Genomic DNA, 17,620 nt, shown 5'->3' on the forward strand with positions numbered 1-17,620 from the left:
CATAAGGAGTGTGTGAAATGAATCGTGAAAAAAGCTCTTTATATGAAGAAAAATCCGAACATTATTATAATGCAGCAAATCCGAATTTATTGAAGCATATAAAAAAGGAATGGAAAGAAGTTCTTGATATTGGTTGCTCGGGTGGTGCATTGGGAGCAGCTATTAAAGAAAACGGCACACGTGTATCAGGAATTGAGGCATTTCCAGAGGCAGCAGAACAAGCGAAAGAAAGACTTGATCATGTTATTTTAGGGGATATAGAAAAAATAGAACTTCCTTATGAGGAGGGGCAATTTGATTGCGTCATATTTGGAGATGTATTAGAGCATTTATTTGATCCGTGGGCTGTGATTGAAAAGGTTAAGCCATATATAAAGCAAAATGGTGTAATTTTAGCAAGTATACCGAATGTTGCTCATATTTCAGTATTAGCGCCTTTACTTGCGGGAAATTGGACGTATACAGAATATGGTTTATTAGATAAAACACATATTCGTTTCTTTACATTTAATGAAATGCTAAGAATGTTTTTAAAAGCAGGATATGTTATTAGTAAAGTAGATCGTGTATATGTTGATCATAAAATGTATGAACCGCTTATTGAGGAGCTATATGGAATTTGTAAAAAATATCGTCTTGGAAGTGGCTTCATGGCTGAGACAGTTGTATTTCAGTATATTATTGAAGCTGAAAAATCACAATTATGAGTGCTGCAGACAAAACAATATTATTTGTTACATGTATAAATGATCGGAAATTGTATGCAAACTGCGTGCGACATATATTGCAATTGTTAGTACCGCCAGGGTATATTGTCCAATTCATGCCGATTCGAAATGCGAAAAGTATGACGAGTGGATACAATCAAGCCATTTCGCATCCAGCGAAGTATAAAGTTTATTTACATCAAGATGTTTTTATTATAAATAGGGCTTTTTTATATGGATTACTTCAATTATTTGAGGAACATGAACACCTTGGGATGATCGGGATGGTTGGAGCGCAATATGTTCCTCCGACTGGTGTATGGAACGAAGGGCGTGGCATTGTAGGAAAAGTCATTGGTTATATGAATGATTTGTTTTATATGGCAAGTTTAGAACAACCGTATCATGAATCAAAAACATTTATTCCTGTAGAATGTATTGATGGTTTATTAATGGCGACACAATATGATGTTCCGTGGCGAGAAGACTTATTTGACGGATTTGATTTTTATGATGTATCTCAATCATTTGAATTTAGAAAAGCAGGATATACAGTCGGTGTACCTGTACAGCGCGATGCTTGGTGTATCCATTATCATTTTGATGTGAATATGACGAACTATGAAAAGTATCGGAAAATATTTGTGGAACACTATATGTCAGATGTAAATAAGGAAGAATAAAAGGGGGGACAAAAATGAAAGATCATACAATATTAGTCGTTGTTTGTGTAAATAATGAGGAGCTTTTCAAACAATGTGAGAGCCAAATAAGAAACATTTTTGTTCCCCCAGGTTATGTCGTGCAAATTTTTCCGATACGAGATGCACAAAGTATGGCAAGTGCATACAACCGAGCCCTTTCATATCCAGCGAAATACAAAGTATATATACATCAAGATACATATCTTATTAATCGAGACATGTTTTCTACACTTATATCTCTTTTTAAAGAAAATGAAAAGCTTGGTTTAATAGGAGTCGCTGGGGCTCAGTTTTTACCGAATAACGGGATATGGTGGGAAGGAAAAAATTTAGTAGGGAAAGTGATTGAGTATAGAAGACGGAATTATCAATTATTAAATTTAGATCAGGTTTTTTATGGTAATCAACCATTTTTGTCAGTTCAGGCAATTGATGGCTTATTCATGGCAACGCAGTATGATATTCCGTGGCGAGAAGATTTGTTTCAAGGGTTTCACTTTTATGATGTGTCACAGTCTTTAGAATTTCAAAGGGCTGGTTATTTAATCGGTATCCCAAATCAAGCAAATTTATGGTGTATTCATTACAACGGGGATGAGTTTGATGCGGATACATATGAGAAGTACCGGAAAGTGTTTGTAGAACATTACAAAGATATATTATCTCCATCATAAAGGAGAGATGCAAAGTGAAAGGGATTATTTTAGCAGGTGGTACTGGATCGAGATTATATCCAATAACGAAAGTAACGAATAAACATTTACTTCCTGTTGGTCGGTATCCGATGATTTATCATGCGGTATATAAGTTAAAACAATGTGATATTACAGATATTATGATTATTACAGGTAAAGAGCATATGGGGGATGTTGTTAGCTTTTTAGGAAGTGGTCATGAATTTGGAGTATCCTTTACGTATCGTGTGCAAGATAAAGCGGGCGGGATCGCACAGGCGTTAGGGCTTTGTGAAGATTTCGTCGGGAATGATCGTATGGTAGTTATATTAGGGGATAATATTTTTTCAGATGATATTCTTCCGTATGTTGAAGAGTTTGCAAATCAAGAAGAAGGTGCGAAAGTGCTATTGCAATCTGTAGAAGATCCCGAAAGATTTGGCGTAGCACATATTCAAAACCGAAAAATAGTTGAAATTGAAGAAAAGCCGAAAGAGCCGAAAAGTTCTTATGCGGTTACGGGAATTTATTTGTATGATTCGAAAGTCTTTTCTTATATTAAAGAATTAAAACCTTCTGCGCGGGGAGAACTTGAAATTACAGATATAAATAATTGGTATTTAAAACGAGGGGTACTTACTTATAATGAAATGAGCGGTTGGTGGACTGATGCGGGAACTCATGCTTCGCTTCAAAAGGCGAATACGTTAGCGCGTGATATTAATTTTGGGAAACAGTTTAACGGAGAATAGGTGAGAATATGAAAGTTGTAGAAACAAATTTTACCGATGCAAAATTGTTAGAACCGAGGTTGTTTGGAGACGAGCGTGGCTTTTTTTCAGAGAGTTATAATAAGCAGGTGCTAGAAACATTAGGGATAACGTATTCATTTGTACAGGATAACGTATCTTATTCGGCTAAGGCAGGAACGATTCGGGGACTACACTTTCAAAAAAAACCGAAAGCACAAACGAAACTCATTCAAGTTATGCAAGGGGCAATTTATGATGTTATCGTTGATTTACGAAAAAAATCACCAACATTTAAACAATGGAAAGGATATATTTTAAGTGCAGATAACCATCGGCAATTACTAGTGCCAAAAGGGTTTGCGCATGGATTTTGCACGCTTGTTCCGCATACTATCGTTATGTATAAAGTAGATGAATATTATAGCGCAGAGCATGACTCAGGATTACTTTGGGAAGATAAAGATTTAGCAATTCCTTGGCCAGTAACCGATCCTATATTGTCCGATAAGGATCAGATATTACCATTATTAGAGGAATATGAAGATAGTTTTTAAGTAGGAGCGTTGTTTATGAATATATTAGTAACAGGTGGGGCTGGATTTATTGGGAGTAATTTCGTTCATTACATGCTACAAAGTTATGAATCATATAAAATTATTAATTACGATGCATTAACATATAGCGGGAATTTAAATAACGTAAAATCTCTTCAGGATCACCCGAATTACTCTTTTGTAAAGGGAGAAATTCAAAATGGAGAGCTATTAGAACACGTTATAAAAGAGCGGGACGTACAAGTGATTGTAAATTTTGCAGCTGAATCACATGTGGACCGTAGTATTGAAAATCCGATTCCTTTTTATGATACAAATGTAATTGGAACGGTCACTTTATTAGAACTAGTTAAAAAATATTCGCATATAAAACTTGTGCAAGTATCAACAGATGAAGTGTATGGCTCTTTAGGAAAAACAGGGAAGTTCACAGAGAAAACGCCGTTAGCTCCAAATAGTCCATATTCTTCAAGTAAGGCGAGCGCGGACATGATAGCTCTATCTTACTATAAAACATATCAATTACCGGTTATAGTAACGCGTTGTTCTAACAATTATGGACCGTACCAGTATCCTGAAAAATTAATTCCATTAATGGTTACGAATGCACTAGAAGGAAAAAAACTACCGTTATATGGTGATGGTTTAAATGTAAGAGATTGGTTACATGTAACGGATCATTGCAGTGCGATTGACGTTGTTTTGCATAAGGGACGTGTCGGAGAAGTATATAATATAGGTGGAAATAATGAAAAAACAAATGTAGAAGTTGTGGAACAAATTATTACTCTTTTAGGAAAAACAAAAAAAGACATTGAATATGTTACAGATCGTTTAGGGCACGATCGTCGTTATGCGATTGATGCAGAGAAAATGAAGAATGAATTTGATTGGGAACCGAAATATACGTTTGAACAAGGATTACAAGAGACGGTGAAATGGTATGAAAAGAATAAGGAATGGTGGAAACCACTAAAAGATTAGTAAGGGGCATGTTAAATGAAAGAGAGGGTTATCATAACAGGAGCAAACGGTCAATTAGGAAAGCAACTATTTGAAGAGTTAGACTCTGAAGAATATGATATATATCCATTTGATAAAAAGTTATTAGATGTGACAAATATATCCCGAATACAACAAGTGGTACAAGAAATAAAACCACATATAATTATTCATTGTGCTGCCTATACGAAAGTAGATCATGCAGAGAAAGAACAGGATCTTGCATATAGAATAAATGCAATCGGAGCTCGAAATGTAGCGGTTGCTTCACAATTAGTAGGGGCGAAGCTAGTTTATATTAGTACTGATTATGTATTTCAAGGCGCCAGACCAGATGGATACGACGAATTTCATAGTCCAGCGCCGATAAATATATATGGGGCCTCTAAGTATACGGGGGAGCAGTTCGTCAAAGAGTTACATAATAAATATTTTATCGTTCGCACATCGTGGCTATATGGTAAATATGGGAATAATTTCGTGAAAACGATGATGCGATTAGGAAAAGAAAGAGATGAAATATCTGTTGTAGCGGATCAAGTTGGCTCTCCTACGTATGTGGCGGATTTGAATATGGTTATTAATAAGCTCATTCATACTTCTTTATACGGTACATACCACGTATCAAACAGAGGCTCATGCTCTTGGTTTGAATTTGCACAAAAGATATTTTCGTACGCCAATATGAAAGTGAATGTATTACCTGTTTCAACGGAAGAATTCGGGGCTGCGGCTGCGAGGCCCAAATATTCTATTTTTCAACATAACATGCTAAGATTAAATGGTTTTTCACAAATGCCGTCTTGGGAAGAAGGATTAGAGCGGTTTTTTATAGAAACCAAAAGTCATTAACAAATTTCTGTTAATGACTTTTTTGTTTGCCTTTAAGCGGTTTTATGGTACTATAATTATAGTATCAGGTACTAATAACAAGTATAAGTATTTCTGGGAGGATATATCATGGAACTATTACAAGGGAAAACATTTGTTGTTATGGGCGTTGCGAACCAAAGAAGTATTGCATGGGGAATAGCTCGCTCTTTGCATAATGCAGGTGCAAAATTAATATTCACATATGCAGGAGAACGTTTAGAAAGAAACGTTCGTGAATTAGCGGACACATTAGAAGGACAAGAATCACTTGTATTACCTTGTGATGTAACGAATGATGAGGAACTTACAGCTTGCTTTGAAACAATTAAACAAGAAGTAGGTACTATTCACGGTGTAGCACATTGTATTGCTTTTGCAAATCGCGATGACTTAAAAGGTGAATTTGTAGATACTTCTCGCGATGGATTTTTACTTGCACAAAATATTAGTGCATTCTCTTTAACAGCTGTAGCAAGAGAAGCAAAAAAAGTAATGACAGAAGGCGGAAATATTTTAACGTTAACATACCTTGGCGGCGAGCGCGTTGTGAAAAATTATAACGTTATGGGGGTTGCGAAAGCTTCATTAGAAGCGAGCGTGAAATATTTAGCGAACGATTTAGGTCAACACGGTATTCGTGTTAACGCTATTTCTGCAGGACCAATTCGTACGTTATCTGCAAAAGGTGTAGGCGATTTCAATTCAATCTTAAGAGAAATTGAGGAGCGCGCACCACTTCGTCGTACAACAACGCAAGAAGAAGTTGGCGATACAGCAGTATTCCTATTCAGTGATTTAGCACGCGGTGTAACAGGAGAAAACATTCATGTTGATTCAGGGTATCATATCCTAGGATAAATATAATATTAATTTTTAAAGGACAATCTCTAAATGCTGAGATTGTCCTTTTATTTGTTCTGAGAAAGAACGATTTTTAACGAAAGTTCTTGCCACGTGATGAATATAACTATAATAGTACACGATTTATTCAGCTACGTATGGAAGTGGGAGGGACGAGTGTGAAGAATAAAAATAAAAGTTCAACAGTTGGAAAACCGTTGTTATATATTGCGCAAGTAAGTTTAGAACTTGCTGCACCAAAAATAAAAAGGATTATCCTGACAAACTTTGAAAATGAAGATCAAAAAGAGCAAAGTAATAAACAAGAAAATATTGTAAGCGGTGCTGTGGAAGAGGTAATAGAACAAGAACAACAAGAAGAGCAGCAAGTGGAAGAAAAAATAGAAGAAGAGGAAAAAGAAGAACACGCAGAACAAGAAGAGCAAGAACCAGAACCAGTAAGAACCGTCCCACATAATAAATCATTTAAGGATATGAATAATGATGAAAAAATTCATTTTTTATTAAACCGCCCTCATTATATTCCGAAAGTAAGGTGCAGAATAAAAACAGCTACAGTTTCTTATGTTGGATCAATCATATCGTATCGTAATGGCATCGTATCTATTATGCCGCAAAATAGTATGAGAGATATTAGGTTGTCTATAGATGATATCCAATCAATTAGTATGGCCGGCTTTTAAATATGTAAAGGTGGTAGAAAGCTTCTACCACCCCAATAGTTTTTTAGTTTACTTCACTTATTAGATAGTAACGTCGCGTAAGCACTGAATCGCACAGAAACAGCTTAAATCAACAGTAATGCAAGTAGATGTCGATACTAGTCTTGCATTTGGTACAGCTAAAAACGTACAAATTGGGTCATCAGTAGGTGGTACAGGAGAGCTATCACCTAATACTACACTTAATACACGTAGTACAGCACAGCTATCATCATCTACACTTTCCACACGGAAAATTGGAGATCGGCAGCCAACAAGGCTTGCAGATGGCGCAAATGCTTCAAATGGTGCTCCAGCTTTTGTGTATAAAATAAAAGGACGTGTATTTGCTACTGATGCAGTGTTATGTGCACCTAAAAATGGGATTTCACAACCAGATCCACACGTTGTTGTAGAACAATCTTGTAATTCATTGATGAATTTAACAACGTCAACTACACAATGAGAAGAGCCATGGTGTTTATTTTCGTTACAACTCATTAATGTCACTCCTTATCTTCTTGTTTGTATTTACATTAATAAGATATTGGAGTCGAGGAGATTTGGTCACAATCTCAAGACCTTTTTTTTTAAATAGGCGAAAGAGGATAAGGGAAGGTGGAATTATGCTGTTTACAAGCTGGCTTTTATTTTTTATTTTCGCGTTAGCAGCCTTTAGGCTCACTCGTTTAATTGTTTATGATAAAATTACAGCCTTTTTGCGAAGACCATTTATTGATGAATTAGAGATTACGGAGCCAGATGGAAGTGTATCAACGTTTACAAAAGTGAAAGGTAAAGGATTAAGAAAGTGGATTGGCGAATTATTAAGCTGTTATTGGTGTACAGGTGTATGGGTTAGTGCTTTTTTATTAGTTTTATATAATTGGATTCCTATTGTTGCGGAGCCGTTACTTGCATTATTAGCTATTGCAGGAGCAGCAGCAATCATTGAAACGATTACAGGATATTTTATGGGAGAATAATATATTTTCATAATAAGAGAAAAAGCGGAGTTTAAAAGAATGAGGGAACGGAAATAAAGAGTTGTTCATATAGTAAATAGACAGAATTGACAGTAGAGGAGATGTTTGCTGTGAGCAATAATCCAAGGCAAAATTCATATGACCTGCAGCAGTGGTATCAAATACAGCAACAGCACCATGCACAACAACAGGCATATCAAGAACAATTGCAACAACAAGGATTTGTGAAGAAAAAGGGATGTAATTGTGGGAAAAAGAAGAACACAATAAAACACTATGAAGAATGAAACACTCATGTTACTGTGAGTGTTTTTATTATATATAAAAAGCGGTATTTCTGTATTAGAAATACCGCTTTTTACTAGCTAATTTGTGCAACTGTTAATGCTGCTGCACGGATGTCTACAGTTCCAATTAACTCAACTGGTACAATTTGAATTAAGTCACCAGGGTTTAAGTTAATAAGAATAACACCGCTGGATACGTCTACTTCACCAGTACCAATAACGTTAGAACGAACCGCTGTACCTGATCCAGGAATAATGTTAGCTGGCGCATTTAATGATAAGAAGAAACGACCAGCTTCTGGTGCTACAGGTGCGTTATCAAGACTAATCGTTAATGTATAACTGATTTGATAAATACCAGCTCGTAGAATTCGAATGCCATCTCCAACACTTACTGTATCATTTATTACAGGAACAGTAATATTTGGGTTTGGACTTACGCTAGGTAATAATAGTGGTGTAAATAGTGAAGCGAACTGAGGTGCAGACGCGTTGAAAGCAAAACCGAAGGCAGGTAGTGTACTAGCTGGTTTTGCCTCGCAATCAATTTTAGTAAATTCGCAATCAGAAGAGAACATGTTTTTCACTCCTTTATCTGTTTCTACTTTCAGTTAATGAAAAGGACAGGTTCTATGTTCTAGACAAGTTCCCAATTTTAAGAAATTTACATAAGAATACTCTTTAAGCATGGATTGGGTGGCAGAATTATCTGCCACCCAATCCATACTTAACTCATTATTTAGTTTTAAATTGTAACATCGCGTAAGCATTGAATAGCGCAGAAGCAACTTAAATCAACAGTAATGCAAGTGGAGGTTGATATTAGTCTTGCATTTGGTACAGCTAAAAATGTACAAATTGGGTCATCAGTAGGTGGTACGGGTGAGTTATCACCTAATACTACAGTTAATACACGTAATACAGCACAGTCATCATCATCTATACTTTCTACGCGGAAAATTGGAGATCGGCAACTAGTAAGGCTTGAAGATGGTGCAAATGCTTCAAAAGGTGCTCCGGCTTTTGTGTATAAAATAAAAGGACGTGTATTCGCTACTGATGCAGTGTTATGTGCTCCTAAAAATGGAACTTCGCAACCAGATCCACATGTTGTCGTTGCACATTCTTGCAGTTCATGTATAAAGCGAACGACATTAGATACACAGTTGAAATCACAATCATGTTCATGATGGTCTTCGTTACAATTGCAGCTCATTATGTTCACTCCTTCTCGTGAGTTCTGACATACACTATTACAATATGAGTGGGATATGGCTGATATTACGTTAATTCTCACGATAAAAACAAGGAATTTATATAGGAGGGATGTACATAACGTGATATAAAAAAAGACATCCTTATTTAGTGGATGTCTTTTCAGGTAAATCTTTTCGCACAGTATATAAAAAACGAGATATGTCTAATTTCTTTCCTCTGAAAAATTGCGGAGAAGAAATGTAAAGTTCTTCTTTCGCACGTGTAATGGCGACATACAGTAATCGGCGTTCTTCTTCTAGCGCTTCAGAAGTTTCCGTAATACGATCATTTGCATCTTTTAAAGAAGAAGTATGGGGCAGGATTCCATCACTCGCTCCAAGTAAAAAGACACATGGAAATTCAAGGCCTTTTGCATTATGGATTGACATAAGTGAAACGGCATCTTTTTGCGGCATTGTTTTTAATGCTTCCATTTCTTTTTGACCTTGAATCGCCTCGTCGATAAATTGTAAATAAGCTGGAATATCGGTGAAACGAGTTGCAGACTCCATTAATTCTTCCAACATTTCTTCTTGTATGTCTTTATGCATCGTAAAGGAAGAACGATCGTTACTTTGTAAGTACTCTAAATATTTTCCTTTACCATGAATGATTTCTTTTAATGCTTTTTTCGGTTCTAATTCTTTAATAAACTTAATAAAATCGATGCGCTCATTTACCTTTTTCACTTGAAAAGGTTTTAAGCTTGGATTTAATAGTAAGAAATGAAGAAGAGAAGGGAAGCGTCCCTCACCATATTTCCATTGTTCACGTTCAATAAATGAAATACAATCATCACGTCCGATATACATCGTCGGCAATATGTTTGAAAGTGATTCTAGTCGAAACGGCTCAATCACGAGTCTTAAATGATCTAATACAGGCTTAATTAAAGAATGTTCATAAAATGATTGGCTCGCCCCGTGTTTAATAAACGGGATTTTATGAATGGTAAGCTGATCAAGTAACGAACGACTTACAGAATGTGTGCGATACAGTAAACAAAAATCTTTATAGTTTCGTTCACCGCTATCTACTTTTTCTTGAATGAGCTGCAAAATTTGATTTGCTTCATCAAGAGTCGTAGCAGGTCTTGCATAAAAAGGTTGTACACCTTCCTCACGAACGGAGTATAGCTCTTTATCAAAACGTTCTTGATTTAATTTTATAACTTCATTTCCAAGCCCGACGATAAAGGGATTGGATCGATAATTCGTATTTAGTGCAATAATTGTTGTGTTATCAAATTCTTTTGGAAAAGATAAAATAATTTGGTGACTTGCCCCTCGCCAGCCATAAATTGCTTGATCATCATCACCTGCGATGAACAAATTATTTCTTGGCGTGGCTAACAATTTTACAATTTCATATTGTGCATAGGATGTATCTTGAAACTCATCTACTTCAATGTAGTGAAAACGTTGTTGTAATTGAGTTAGTAAAGGAGCATTATTTTCTAACATATAATATGTTTCCAATAAGATGTCATCGAAATCAATATAATTGTATCGTTGTTTTACCTCTTCAAAACGTTCATATACTTCTTTAAATTCTTGTTCCACTGGTGTTTTCGCTTTTACATCTTTCGGACGATTTAATTTGTTTTTCTCAAGTGAAATCATCGCGAGCATCGTTTCCGCATCATAATCGTCTTTTAAACGCAATTCTTTTAAGATTTTCTTTATCATAATTTGTTTATGTTTTTCATTTGCTAAAATTTGCTGATTATACCCTTGACTACGAAGCAATTTTAAGAAAACAGAGTGGAATGTACCAGCAACAACGTAGCTACTTGCTGCATGATTCATACCTGGTAACTTCGCAACACGACTTCGGATTTCTTCAGCTGCTTTTTGTGTAAATGTAAGTAATAAAATATTTCGTGGATGAACTTGTTTTACATTTACTAAATAACCAACGCGAGTTGTTAAAACAGATGTTTTCCCGCTTCCGGCACCAGCTAGTGTAAGAACAGGACCTTCTGTTGTGCGCACAGCTTCTAATTGTTTTTCGTTTAAAAAAACATTTTGTTGTTCTAGAGCGCGGAAATAAGCCGCATCTACATCTTCTTCCATAATTAAATGGGTAGATGTTTTCGGAATATGATATGTCGCACGCGGAATATCAGCGTGTGTTAACGATTTTTGTGAAAATTTTTCTTGTGTCATATGTTCACCTTCAAAACTATAGCATCAACATTTAACTTTAGCGGAAGAAAAAGAAAATAGCAATGTAAAAAAACAGGAGGGGTCACCTCCTGCTTTCAAATTACAATTCTTTTATCATTACGACGTGCGGGATATTTGCTTCCATAAATACATCAGAACTTGTTACATATCCAAGTTTTTTATAGAAATCTTCAGCATGTGTTTGAGCATGAAGTTTCAATTTCGGTAGCGAATTTTCCTTTGCATACGCTTCAAGAGAATCCATAACAATTTTTCCAATCCCTTTTTTGCGATGGGAATTTAGCACGCAAATGCGTTCCATTTTTCCTATACCATCAAGGATGCGAAAACGTCCAGCACCAACTGGAACATCATTGTCATATATAACAACGTGTGTTGAAGTTTCTTCAAACTCATCGTACTCTTCTTCAGCAGAGACACGTTGTTCATTTACAAACACTTGTTTACGTACAGAGAATGCATCTCTTAGTTGTTCGTCCGTTTGTACAATCTGTGCGTGCAAATTAGTTGTTCCCCTTTCCAAGACGGAATGTTTCGTGTACAGTCCATGTTCCATTTTCTAATTGATATAGAAGATGGAAACGATCAATTGGTTGTTCGTAATAGAAATCTTTCATACGTAATCGGCCCAACACATCAGCATGCTCTGCATCTGATAAGCCTTGTCCGATTGTTAGATGAGGTACGAAAGCATATTCGCGTTCTTGCGTGAATAACCCGCTATGCATTTCTTCATTTAAGAAAGTAAGTTCAGGTGTTTTTTCTACTTTAAAGTAAAGGACGTTATTAACAGGTGCGAAAGAACCAACTTTCCCAACATGAAGGGTGAAAGGGTTCGTTTTACTTGCGATTGTATGTAACTCGTTTACAATCGACTCTAATTGTTCATCTTGCGCCTCAAAGGGTGTTTTCAATGTAATATGTGGCGGAACTAATGCGTAGTGCGGGTCATAACGTTTACGCAATCCGTTCGCTTTATCTTGAATCATTTTAGATGGAAAAATTACAATGCCTAATTTCATGTTCCAATTCCTCCCTTTGTAAGTCTAGTTAGATTTTGAGATAAATAAATCTCTTTATCTATTATATCAAATTATTCTGAATACTGCTCTCTATTATTTCATTGATAGAATATGAGAGAAGGCTTTTGGTAAATCAGTCTGCCAATATTTCCAAGTATGATTGCCTTCAAATTCCTCGTAATGCGTGATGAAGTTTCTATCTGTAAGAAGCGTATTTAACTCACGGTTCGGCCCTACGAAATCAGATACTTGTCCATCAGTACGCTTTACAGCCGTTTCTTCTGTACCGATGACGTGATACAGTTCTAACGCCTGTGGATCTTTGAATTCTTTTGCTAAGTTTATCACTGTCTCATCCACAAATGGTGATTGCATAACGACTTTACCGAATGTATGCGGATACATAAGTGCAGTCATAAAGGAAACTGTTCCGCCAAGAGAATCACCAATTAAAACACGACCTTTTCCCATTTGATACGTTGGATAATTTTCATCAATATATGGTGCAAGTTCATGAGCAAGGAAACGAATATATGCAGCATTTTTCACTTCATTTGGGAAATATTTTTCTTTACGATCATGTACATTTTTATATGGAATACCGACAATAATTGTACGGTCAATTTCTTCGGTTTCACGAAGGCGCTCAATTACACGGTGCGCTTTACCGAGCTGAAAATAATCTCTACCATCTTGTGCAATTACAACTGTATGTTTGTGCAGTGGTGTGTAATTTACTGGTAAATAAACGAGAAGTGTAACATCTTCTTGAAGTGATGCGCTATAAAATGAAATTTCTTCAATTCTCCCTATTGTTTGACTCATGTAGATCCCCCTAAATAAAAATTTACTGTAACGATTGTAAGAGCGACGCTTGTAGTGAAAAGGAAAGAAATATTCACTAATTGGTGCCTTAATTTCTATTTTACCATAATGGTACGAAGAATCTAAAAAATTAGTATTTAAGTTACGAAAGAAAACGGATATAATGAAGTGGGATTTTTGACAGGTGAGAGGGGAGACAGGATTTGAAACAAGAAAAATCAATCGCACTACCATTGGCTATTTCTATAATTGCCATTTCCTTTGCAGCAGTTTTTGTAAAGATGTCCTCAGCACCATCTTCAATATTAAGTATGTACCGCTTATGGATTATCGTACTTATTATGCTGCCTATCGTATGGAAAAAAAGAGAGGAATTTAATAGGATTCAAATGAAAGATTGGGGCTTTTTAATTGGATCTGGTTTCTTTTTAGCACTTCATTTTCTTTTATGGTTTGAATCTTTAAAGCATACAACAGTTGCTAGTTCAACAATTATTTTGGCACTTCAACCGATCGTATCTTTAGTTGGAGGTTTTTTTCTATTTAAAGAAAGAACAACATATTCAGCCATTGCAACGATGGGAATCGCTATTTTAGGAGTAATGTGCATTGGTTGGGGAGATTTAGGTTTAAGTAAGCAAGCAATTTATGGTGACATATTATCCTTTCTAAGTGTAATAGCAGTTGTCGGTTATTTATTTATCGGGCAAACGACAGTGAAGAAAGTATCACACTGGATTTATAGCTTTACAGTCTTTGCGTTCGCAGGTCTTTTTATGGGGATTTATAATGTCATATTACAAGTTCCCTTTACAGGTTATACGAGGTGGGATTGGACTGTTTTTCTTTTACTTGCAATTGTGCCAACAGTGTCACATGTAATTAATAACTGGCTATTAAATTATGTAAATGCAACGACAATTTCAATGAGTATTTTAGGAGAACCTGTTGGAGCATCTATACTTGCGTTCTTCTTACTTGGAGAAAAATTAAATGCAATGCAAATTATCGGTAGCATGCTCGTATTGTTTGGTGTATCTGTATTCTTACTGCAGCAACAAAAACGTACAGCAAAAAACGTCGTAAACGAGCCGGTGTATACACAGGAATTATAGTGTTAGGGGAGCAAAGAGAAGTTGTGATACTTCTCTTTTTGTTTTATAGGAATATGGGCATAGAAGGGGGATGGAAATCGAATTTCCATCAAAAAAAGATACATGGTTATATCCAATTTTTGTAGGGAGAGAATATTTTCTTTTGCTTTTTACAATTCCATTAGCAATGTTGTTTAGTTGGAGTTGATTTTTGGCAAAATATATTGCCGGGAAAGAAACAATTACGATTAGATCGGGTCTCATTACAAAACGTATATTTATACGAGATATAAAACAAATTTCAAATACGAAAAATCCAATAGCAACTCATGCATTATCATTTGACTGACTTGAAATTGTTTACGATACACATAAAAACAGAAATTATTTCTCCAAGAAATAAAGAACAATTTATTAACTTTGTAAAAAGTAAAAACTCAAATATTGAAACAAAGTAAAAGAGTGGCTACGAAGCCACTCTTCTACTTTGGGTTTGTCATATAAGGTTGTACGTGAATGACACATAGGTCACGGAATTTGCCTTCAGCAGTTGTGACAATTACGACTGCTTTACCTGCACTTTTTCCAGTAATCGTCACGGTGTCACCTTTTGGATATATGGTGATGATATCAGAATTCATATTTGACCAAATAAGCTCTTTATTCGTTGCTTGTATTGGCAAAGTAGAAGCTGCTAACACAATGTTTTGTCCCGTTTTTATTTTTAATTTATGTTTTTCCATATGAACACCGATGACTGAAATAACAGAAGGAGCAATTGAAATTTTAGGCGGGTTAGGTTGCATGTTTAAACAAGACGCAGAAGTATTTGTGATAGGTGAAAATTTTCGTGTTTGTTGTTGCTGGAAAGCTGCTAACATGTTGGAGTCCCCTTTCTGTATAAGTGCTGATACTCATACTATAAAGGAGTAGTGTTATGTTAAATTTAACGAAACATAAAGAATTTGTTAAATTTGATAAGAAGATTGTCGAACTGTAAAAAATCTCTGCTGTTACGATAACAGCAGAGATTTTTTTATAAATTATGACGATGTTGTTTTTCGAAATCCTCAAATTGCTCTTCAACTTCTTTTGAAGGTTGTGTTAGTAAACTAACAATTACGATGGCTAGTAAACTAATAGCGAAACCTGGAATCATTTCATATAAGAAATCTTTTAAGAATTTGAATTGAGTCCAGATAATAACAGTAGCGGCACCAGAAATCATACCAGCAAGCGCGCCCCATTTCGTCATACGCTTCCAATATAAGCTTAATAAAATAGCAGGTCCGAATGAAGAACCAAAACCAGCCCAAGCGTATCCAACAAGAGCTAAAATCGTATCATTTTGTTTAAACGCTAAAGCGCACCCAACTAATGCAATAACAAGTACAGCCATACGACCGACAAATACAAGTTCTTTATCAGATGCAGAACGTTTGAAGAATGTACGATATAAGTCTTCCGTTACGGCACTAGAAGTAACGAGTAACTGAGATGAGATTGTACTCATAATCGCTGCTAAAATTGCGGCTAATAAAAATCCAGTAATAAGTGGGTGGAATAAAATTTTCCCAAGTTCAAGGAAAATTGTTTCTGGGTTAGATAATGTTAACTCTTGTTGTGAATAGTAAGCAATACCAATAAGACCAGTAAACATGGCTCCGACAACAGAGAAAATCATCCAGCTCATACCAATTCTTCGTGCGCTTTTAAGTTCTTTTACAGAAGCGATTGCCATAAAGCGTACGATAATATGAGGTTGTCCGACATAACCAAGGCCCCATGCGAATAGAGAAATCATTCCTAAAGTAGAGGCACCTTTAAAAATATCTAGACGTGTTGGATCTACAGATCGAATTGTATCAAATGCAGGTCCAAGTCCGTTCGAATTCATAATTGTTACGATAGGAACAAGAATAAGAGCAACTACCATAATGATTCCTTGCACGAAGTCTGTCCAACTTACTGCTAAGAAACCACCAAATAATGTGTAAGCTACAACAACGCCTGCTACAATGAATAATCCAACATGATAGTTCATGCCAAATGAATTTTCAAATAATACAGCGCCTGAAACTAATCCTGAAGCTACATAGAAAGTAAAGAAAATCATAATAACAAGTCCAGATACTAAACGTAGCATATGAGATTTGTCGTGGAAACGGTGTTCCAAAAATTCTGGGATAGTAATAGAGTTATTTGCAATTTCTGAGTAGGTACGTAAGCGAGGAGCGACATAAAGCCAGTTTGCGTATGCGCCTAGTGTTAGGCCGATCGCAATCCAACTACTACTTAATCCAACGCTAAACATTGCACCGGGTAATCCCATTAAAAGCCAACCACTCATATCGGATGCTCCAGCACTTAATGCTGTTACTGCGGGGCCTAGTGTACGCCCGCCAAGCATATAATCTGTTAAGTTGGACGTTCGTTTGTAGGCGAAATAGCCAATTACTAACATCCCGAGCATGTAGATAGAGATCGAAGTTAAAGTTAACATCTGCGTACTCATGTAGTTCCCCTTCCTTTTGTCATGTCTTTTGATGCGTTATGCATATTTATAATCTATCATGATTATTCTGAAAAATCCATATAGAAATATGAATTTTCAGAAATGTAAGCGTTTTTTGATGTCATTTTACTTTTTTAATATATAATATTCATACAAAAAACCTTATTTTTAATAGAGTATTTATTATATTTACATAAAAAGAGGTTGTTTTGTCAATATAATATTGAAAGGAAAGAAAAATAAAATTTTTAAAAAAGTATTGACTTGTGAAAAAAGTCAGGTCTATAATGAGTGCAACTTAAAAAAATGCAAGCGTTGATGAAGAAGAGTACACATGATGAACATGTCAGAGAGCTGATGGTTGGTGCGAATCAGTATGGAATTGATGTGGAATGGGCTTCGGAGCTTCCAAACCGAAACGAAAGAAGTAGGCTTTGGCGACATGATCTCATCGATACAAGAGACACGTATTGTTTTTGATACGGTAAAGTGCGTTACATTTGTAACGAATTAAGGTGGCACCACGGGAGTACCCGTCCTTTCTATAGGATGAGTACTCCCTTTTTGTGTATAAAAAATTAAATAAATGAAATCGTTTAAGTAAGAAGAGTACGTAT

The 17,620-nt window shown here is 35.8% G+C and carries 21 protein-coding genes, 1 pseudogene and 2 other annotated features (1 of these 24 only partly in view); of the genes and pseudogenes, 13 read left to right on the forward strand and 9 right to left on the reverse strand.

Annotated features, from left to right (window positions below; translation table 11 throughout):
• The first annotated feature begins 17 nt into the window (after positions 1 to 17).
• From MR136_RS19685 to MR136_RS19725, 9 genes are all read left to right on the forward strand, one after another.
• Positions 18 to 707 (forward strand): class I SAM-dependent methyltransferase, encoded by a 690-nt coding sequence (locus MR136_RS19685; protein WP_001078428.1) that lies wholly within the window; start codon positions 18 to 20, stop codon positions 705 to 707.
• The gene (locus MR136_RS19690; RefSeq protein ID WP_001271184.1) at positions 704 to 1,390 is read left to right on the forward strand and encodes a glycosyltransferase family protein; all 687 of its coding nucleotides are present in this window, start codon (positions 704 to 706) and stop codon (positions 1,388 to 1,390) included. Before MR136_RS19685 ends, MR136_RS19690 begins: the two co-directional genes overlap by 4 nt.
• Before the next feature lie 14 nt (positions 1,391 to 1,404).
• A complete protein-coding gene (locus MR136_RS19695) occupies positions 1,405 to 2,085 on the forward strand; it encodes a glycosyltransferase family protein (protein WP_000651527.1) in 681 nt (226 codons plus the stop codon).
• A gap of 14 nt (positions 2,086 to 2,099) precedes the next feature.
• Entirely contained in the window at positions 2,100 to 2,837 is a 738-nt protein-coding gene (locus MR136_RS19700) for a sugar phosphate nucleotidyltransferase (protein ID WP_000676156.1), read from the forward strand.
• An 8-nt stretch (positions 2,838 to 2,845) separates the two neighbouring features.
• Positions 2,846 to 3,391: a dTDP-4-dehydrorhamnose 3,5-epimerase gene (gene rfbC, locus MR136_RS19705; RefSeq protein ID WP_000869415.1), complete on the forward strand. Its 546-nt coding sequence runs from the start codon at positions 2,846 to 2,848 to the stop codon at positions 3,389 to 3,391.
• Positions 3,392 to 3,406: 15 nt separating this feature from the next.
• Positions 3,407 to 4,375 carry a dTDP-glucose 4,6-dehydratase gene (gene rfbB / locus MR136_RS19710; RefSeq protein ID WP_017672796.1) on the forward strand — a complete coding sequence of 323 codons (969 nt, stop codon included), beginning with the start codon at positions 3,407 to 3,409 and terminating at the stop codon, positions 4,373 to 4,375.
• 15 nt (positions 4,376 to 4,390) lie between these two features.
• Positions 4,391 to 5,245, forward strand: a complete 855-nt coding sequence (gene rfbD, locus MR136_RS19715) for a dTDP-4-dehydrorhamnose reductase (RefSeq protein WP_000664657.1) — start codon at positions 4,391 to 4,393, stop codon at positions 5,243 to 5,245.
• Positions 5,246 to 5,353: 108 nt separating this feature from the next.
• On the forward strand, positions 5,354 to 6,124 hold the full coding sequence (gene fabI, locus MR136_RS19720; protein ID WP_000421886.1) for an enoyl-ACP reductase FabI: 771 nt from the start codon (positions 5,354 to 5,356) through the stop codon (positions 6,122 to 6,124).
• A gap of 140 nt (positions 6,125 to 6,264) precedes the next feature.
• Positions 6,265 to 6,810 carry a spore coat CotO family protein gene (locus MR136_RS19725; RefSeq protein ID WP_078420635.1) on the forward strand — a complete coding sequence of 182 codons (546 nt, stop codon included), beginning with the start codon at positions 6,265 to 6,267 and terminating at the stop codon, positions 6,808 to 6,810.
• Positions 6,811 to 6,870: 60 nt separating this feature from the next.
• On the opposite strand, the gene exsY is transcribed toward MR136_RS19725, so the two are convergent.
• On the reverse strand, positions 6,871 to 7,329 hold the full coding sequence (gene exsY, locus MR136_RS19730; RefSeq protein WP_001277735.1) for an exosporium assembly protein ExsY: 459 nt from the start codon (positions 7,327 to 7,329) through the stop codon (positions 6,871 to 6,873).
• A gap of 125 nt (positions 7,330 to 7,454) precedes the next feature.
• Between exsY and MR136_RS19735 the strand changes: the two genes are divergently transcribed.
• Together MR136_RS19735 and MR136_RS19740 are read left to right on the forward strand one after the other, a co-directional pair.
• Positions 7,455 to 7,814 carry a DUF1360 domain-containing protein gene (locus tag MR136_RS19735; protein ID WP_000899662.1) on the forward strand — a complete coding sequence of 120 codons (360 nt, stop codon included), beginning with the start codon at positions 7,455 to 7,457 and terminating at the stop codon, positions 7,812 to 7,814.
• A 101-nt stretch (positions 7,815 to 7,915) separates the two neighbouring features.
• Entirely contained in the window at positions 7,916 to 8,101 is a 186-nt protein-coding gene (locus MR136_RS19740; RefSeq protein WP_014894818.1) for a hypothetical protein, read from the forward strand.
• A gap of 74 nt (positions 8,102 to 8,175) precedes the next feature.
• Here the strand turns inward: MR136_RS19740 and exsF are convergent, their stop codons facing one another.
• The 6 genes from exsF to MR136_RS19770 form a co-directional block, all read right to left on the reverse strand.
• Entirely contained in the window at positions 8,176 to 8,679 is a 504-nt protein-coding gene (gene exsF / locus MR136_RS19745) for an exosporium protein ExsF (protein ID WP_000492934.1), read from the reverse strand.
• Positions 8,680 to 8,846: 167 nt separating this feature from the next.
• Positions 8,847 to 9,317: a spore coat protein CotY gene (gene cotY / locus MR136_RS19750; protein ID WP_002179242.1), complete on the reverse strand. Its 471-nt coding sequence runs from the start codon at positions 9,315 to 9,317 to the stop codon at positions 8,847 to 8,849.
• A 142-nt stretch (positions 9,318 to 9,459) separates the two neighbouring features.
• Positions 9,460 to 11,526 (reverse strand): ATP-dependent helicase, encoded by a 2,067-nt coding sequence (locus tag MR136_RS19755; protein WP_000191201.1) that lies wholly within the window; start codon positions 11,524 to 11,526, stop codon positions 9,460 to 9,462.
• A gap of 100 nt (positions 11,527 to 11,626) precedes the next feature.
• Entirely contained in the window at positions 11,627 to 12,049 is a 423-nt protein-coding gene (locus MR136_RS19760; RefSeq protein ID WP_000543295.1) for a GNAT family N-acetyltransferase, read from the reverse strand.
• Position 12,050: 1 nt separating this feature from the next.
• On the reverse strand, positions 12,051 to 12,569 hold the full coding sequence (locus MR136_RS19765) for a YjcG family protein (RefSeq protein ID WP_000765863.1): 519 nt from the start codon (positions 12,567 to 12,569) through the stop codon (positions 12,051 to 12,053).
• Between the two features lie 93 nt (positions 12,570 to 12,662).
• On the reverse strand, positions 12,663 to 13,394 hold the full coding sequence (locus tag MR136_RS19770) for an alpha/beta hydrolase (RefSeq protein WP_017672797.1): 732 nt from the start codon (positions 13,392 to 13,394) through the stop codon (positions 12,663 to 12,665).
• Positions 13,395 to 13,597: 203 nt separating this feature from the next.
• On the opposite strand from MR136_RS19770, the gene MR136_RS19775 reads away from it, so the two are divergent.
• Entirely contained in the window at positions 13,598 to 14,509 is a 912-nt protein-coding gene (locus MR136_RS19775) for a DMT family transporter (RefSeq protein WP_000806943.1), read from the forward strand.
• Positions 14,510 to 14,585: 76 nt separating this feature from the next.
• A pseudogene (locus MR136_RS19780) lies at positions 14,586 to 14,946 on the forward strand (PH domain-containing protein).
• A 24-nt stretch (positions 14,947 to 14,970) separates the two neighbouring features.
• Here the strand turns inward: MR136_RS19780 and MR136_RS19785 are convergent.
• Entirely contained in the window at positions 14,971 to 15,369 is a 399-nt protein-coding gene (locus tag MR136_RS19785; RefSeq protein ID WP_000878731.1) for an Ig-like domain-containing protein, read from the reverse strand.
• 155 nt (positions 15,370 to 15,524) lie between these two features.
• Positions 15,525 to 17,003 carry a sodium/proline symporter PutP gene (gene putP, locus MR136_RS19790; protein ID WP_000107208.1) on the reverse strand — a complete coding sequence of 493 codons (1,479 nt, stop codon included), beginning with the start codon at positions 17,001 to 17,003 and terminating at the stop codon, positions 15,525 to 15,527.
• Between the two features lie 306 nt (positions 17,004 to 17,309).
• Positions 17,310 to 17,547: a binding site (T-box leader), on the forward strand.
• Positions 17,548 to 17,589: 42 nt separating this feature from the next.
• Positions 17,590 to 17,620 (forward strand) — a binding site (T-box leader) (it continues 214 nt past the right edge of the window).

Source organism: Bacillus cereus group sp. BfR-BA-01311 (genome assembly GCF_022664295.1).
Taxonomy (GTDB): Bacteria; Bacillota; Bacilli; order Bacillales; family Bacillaceae_G; genus Bacillus_A; species Bacillus_A cereus.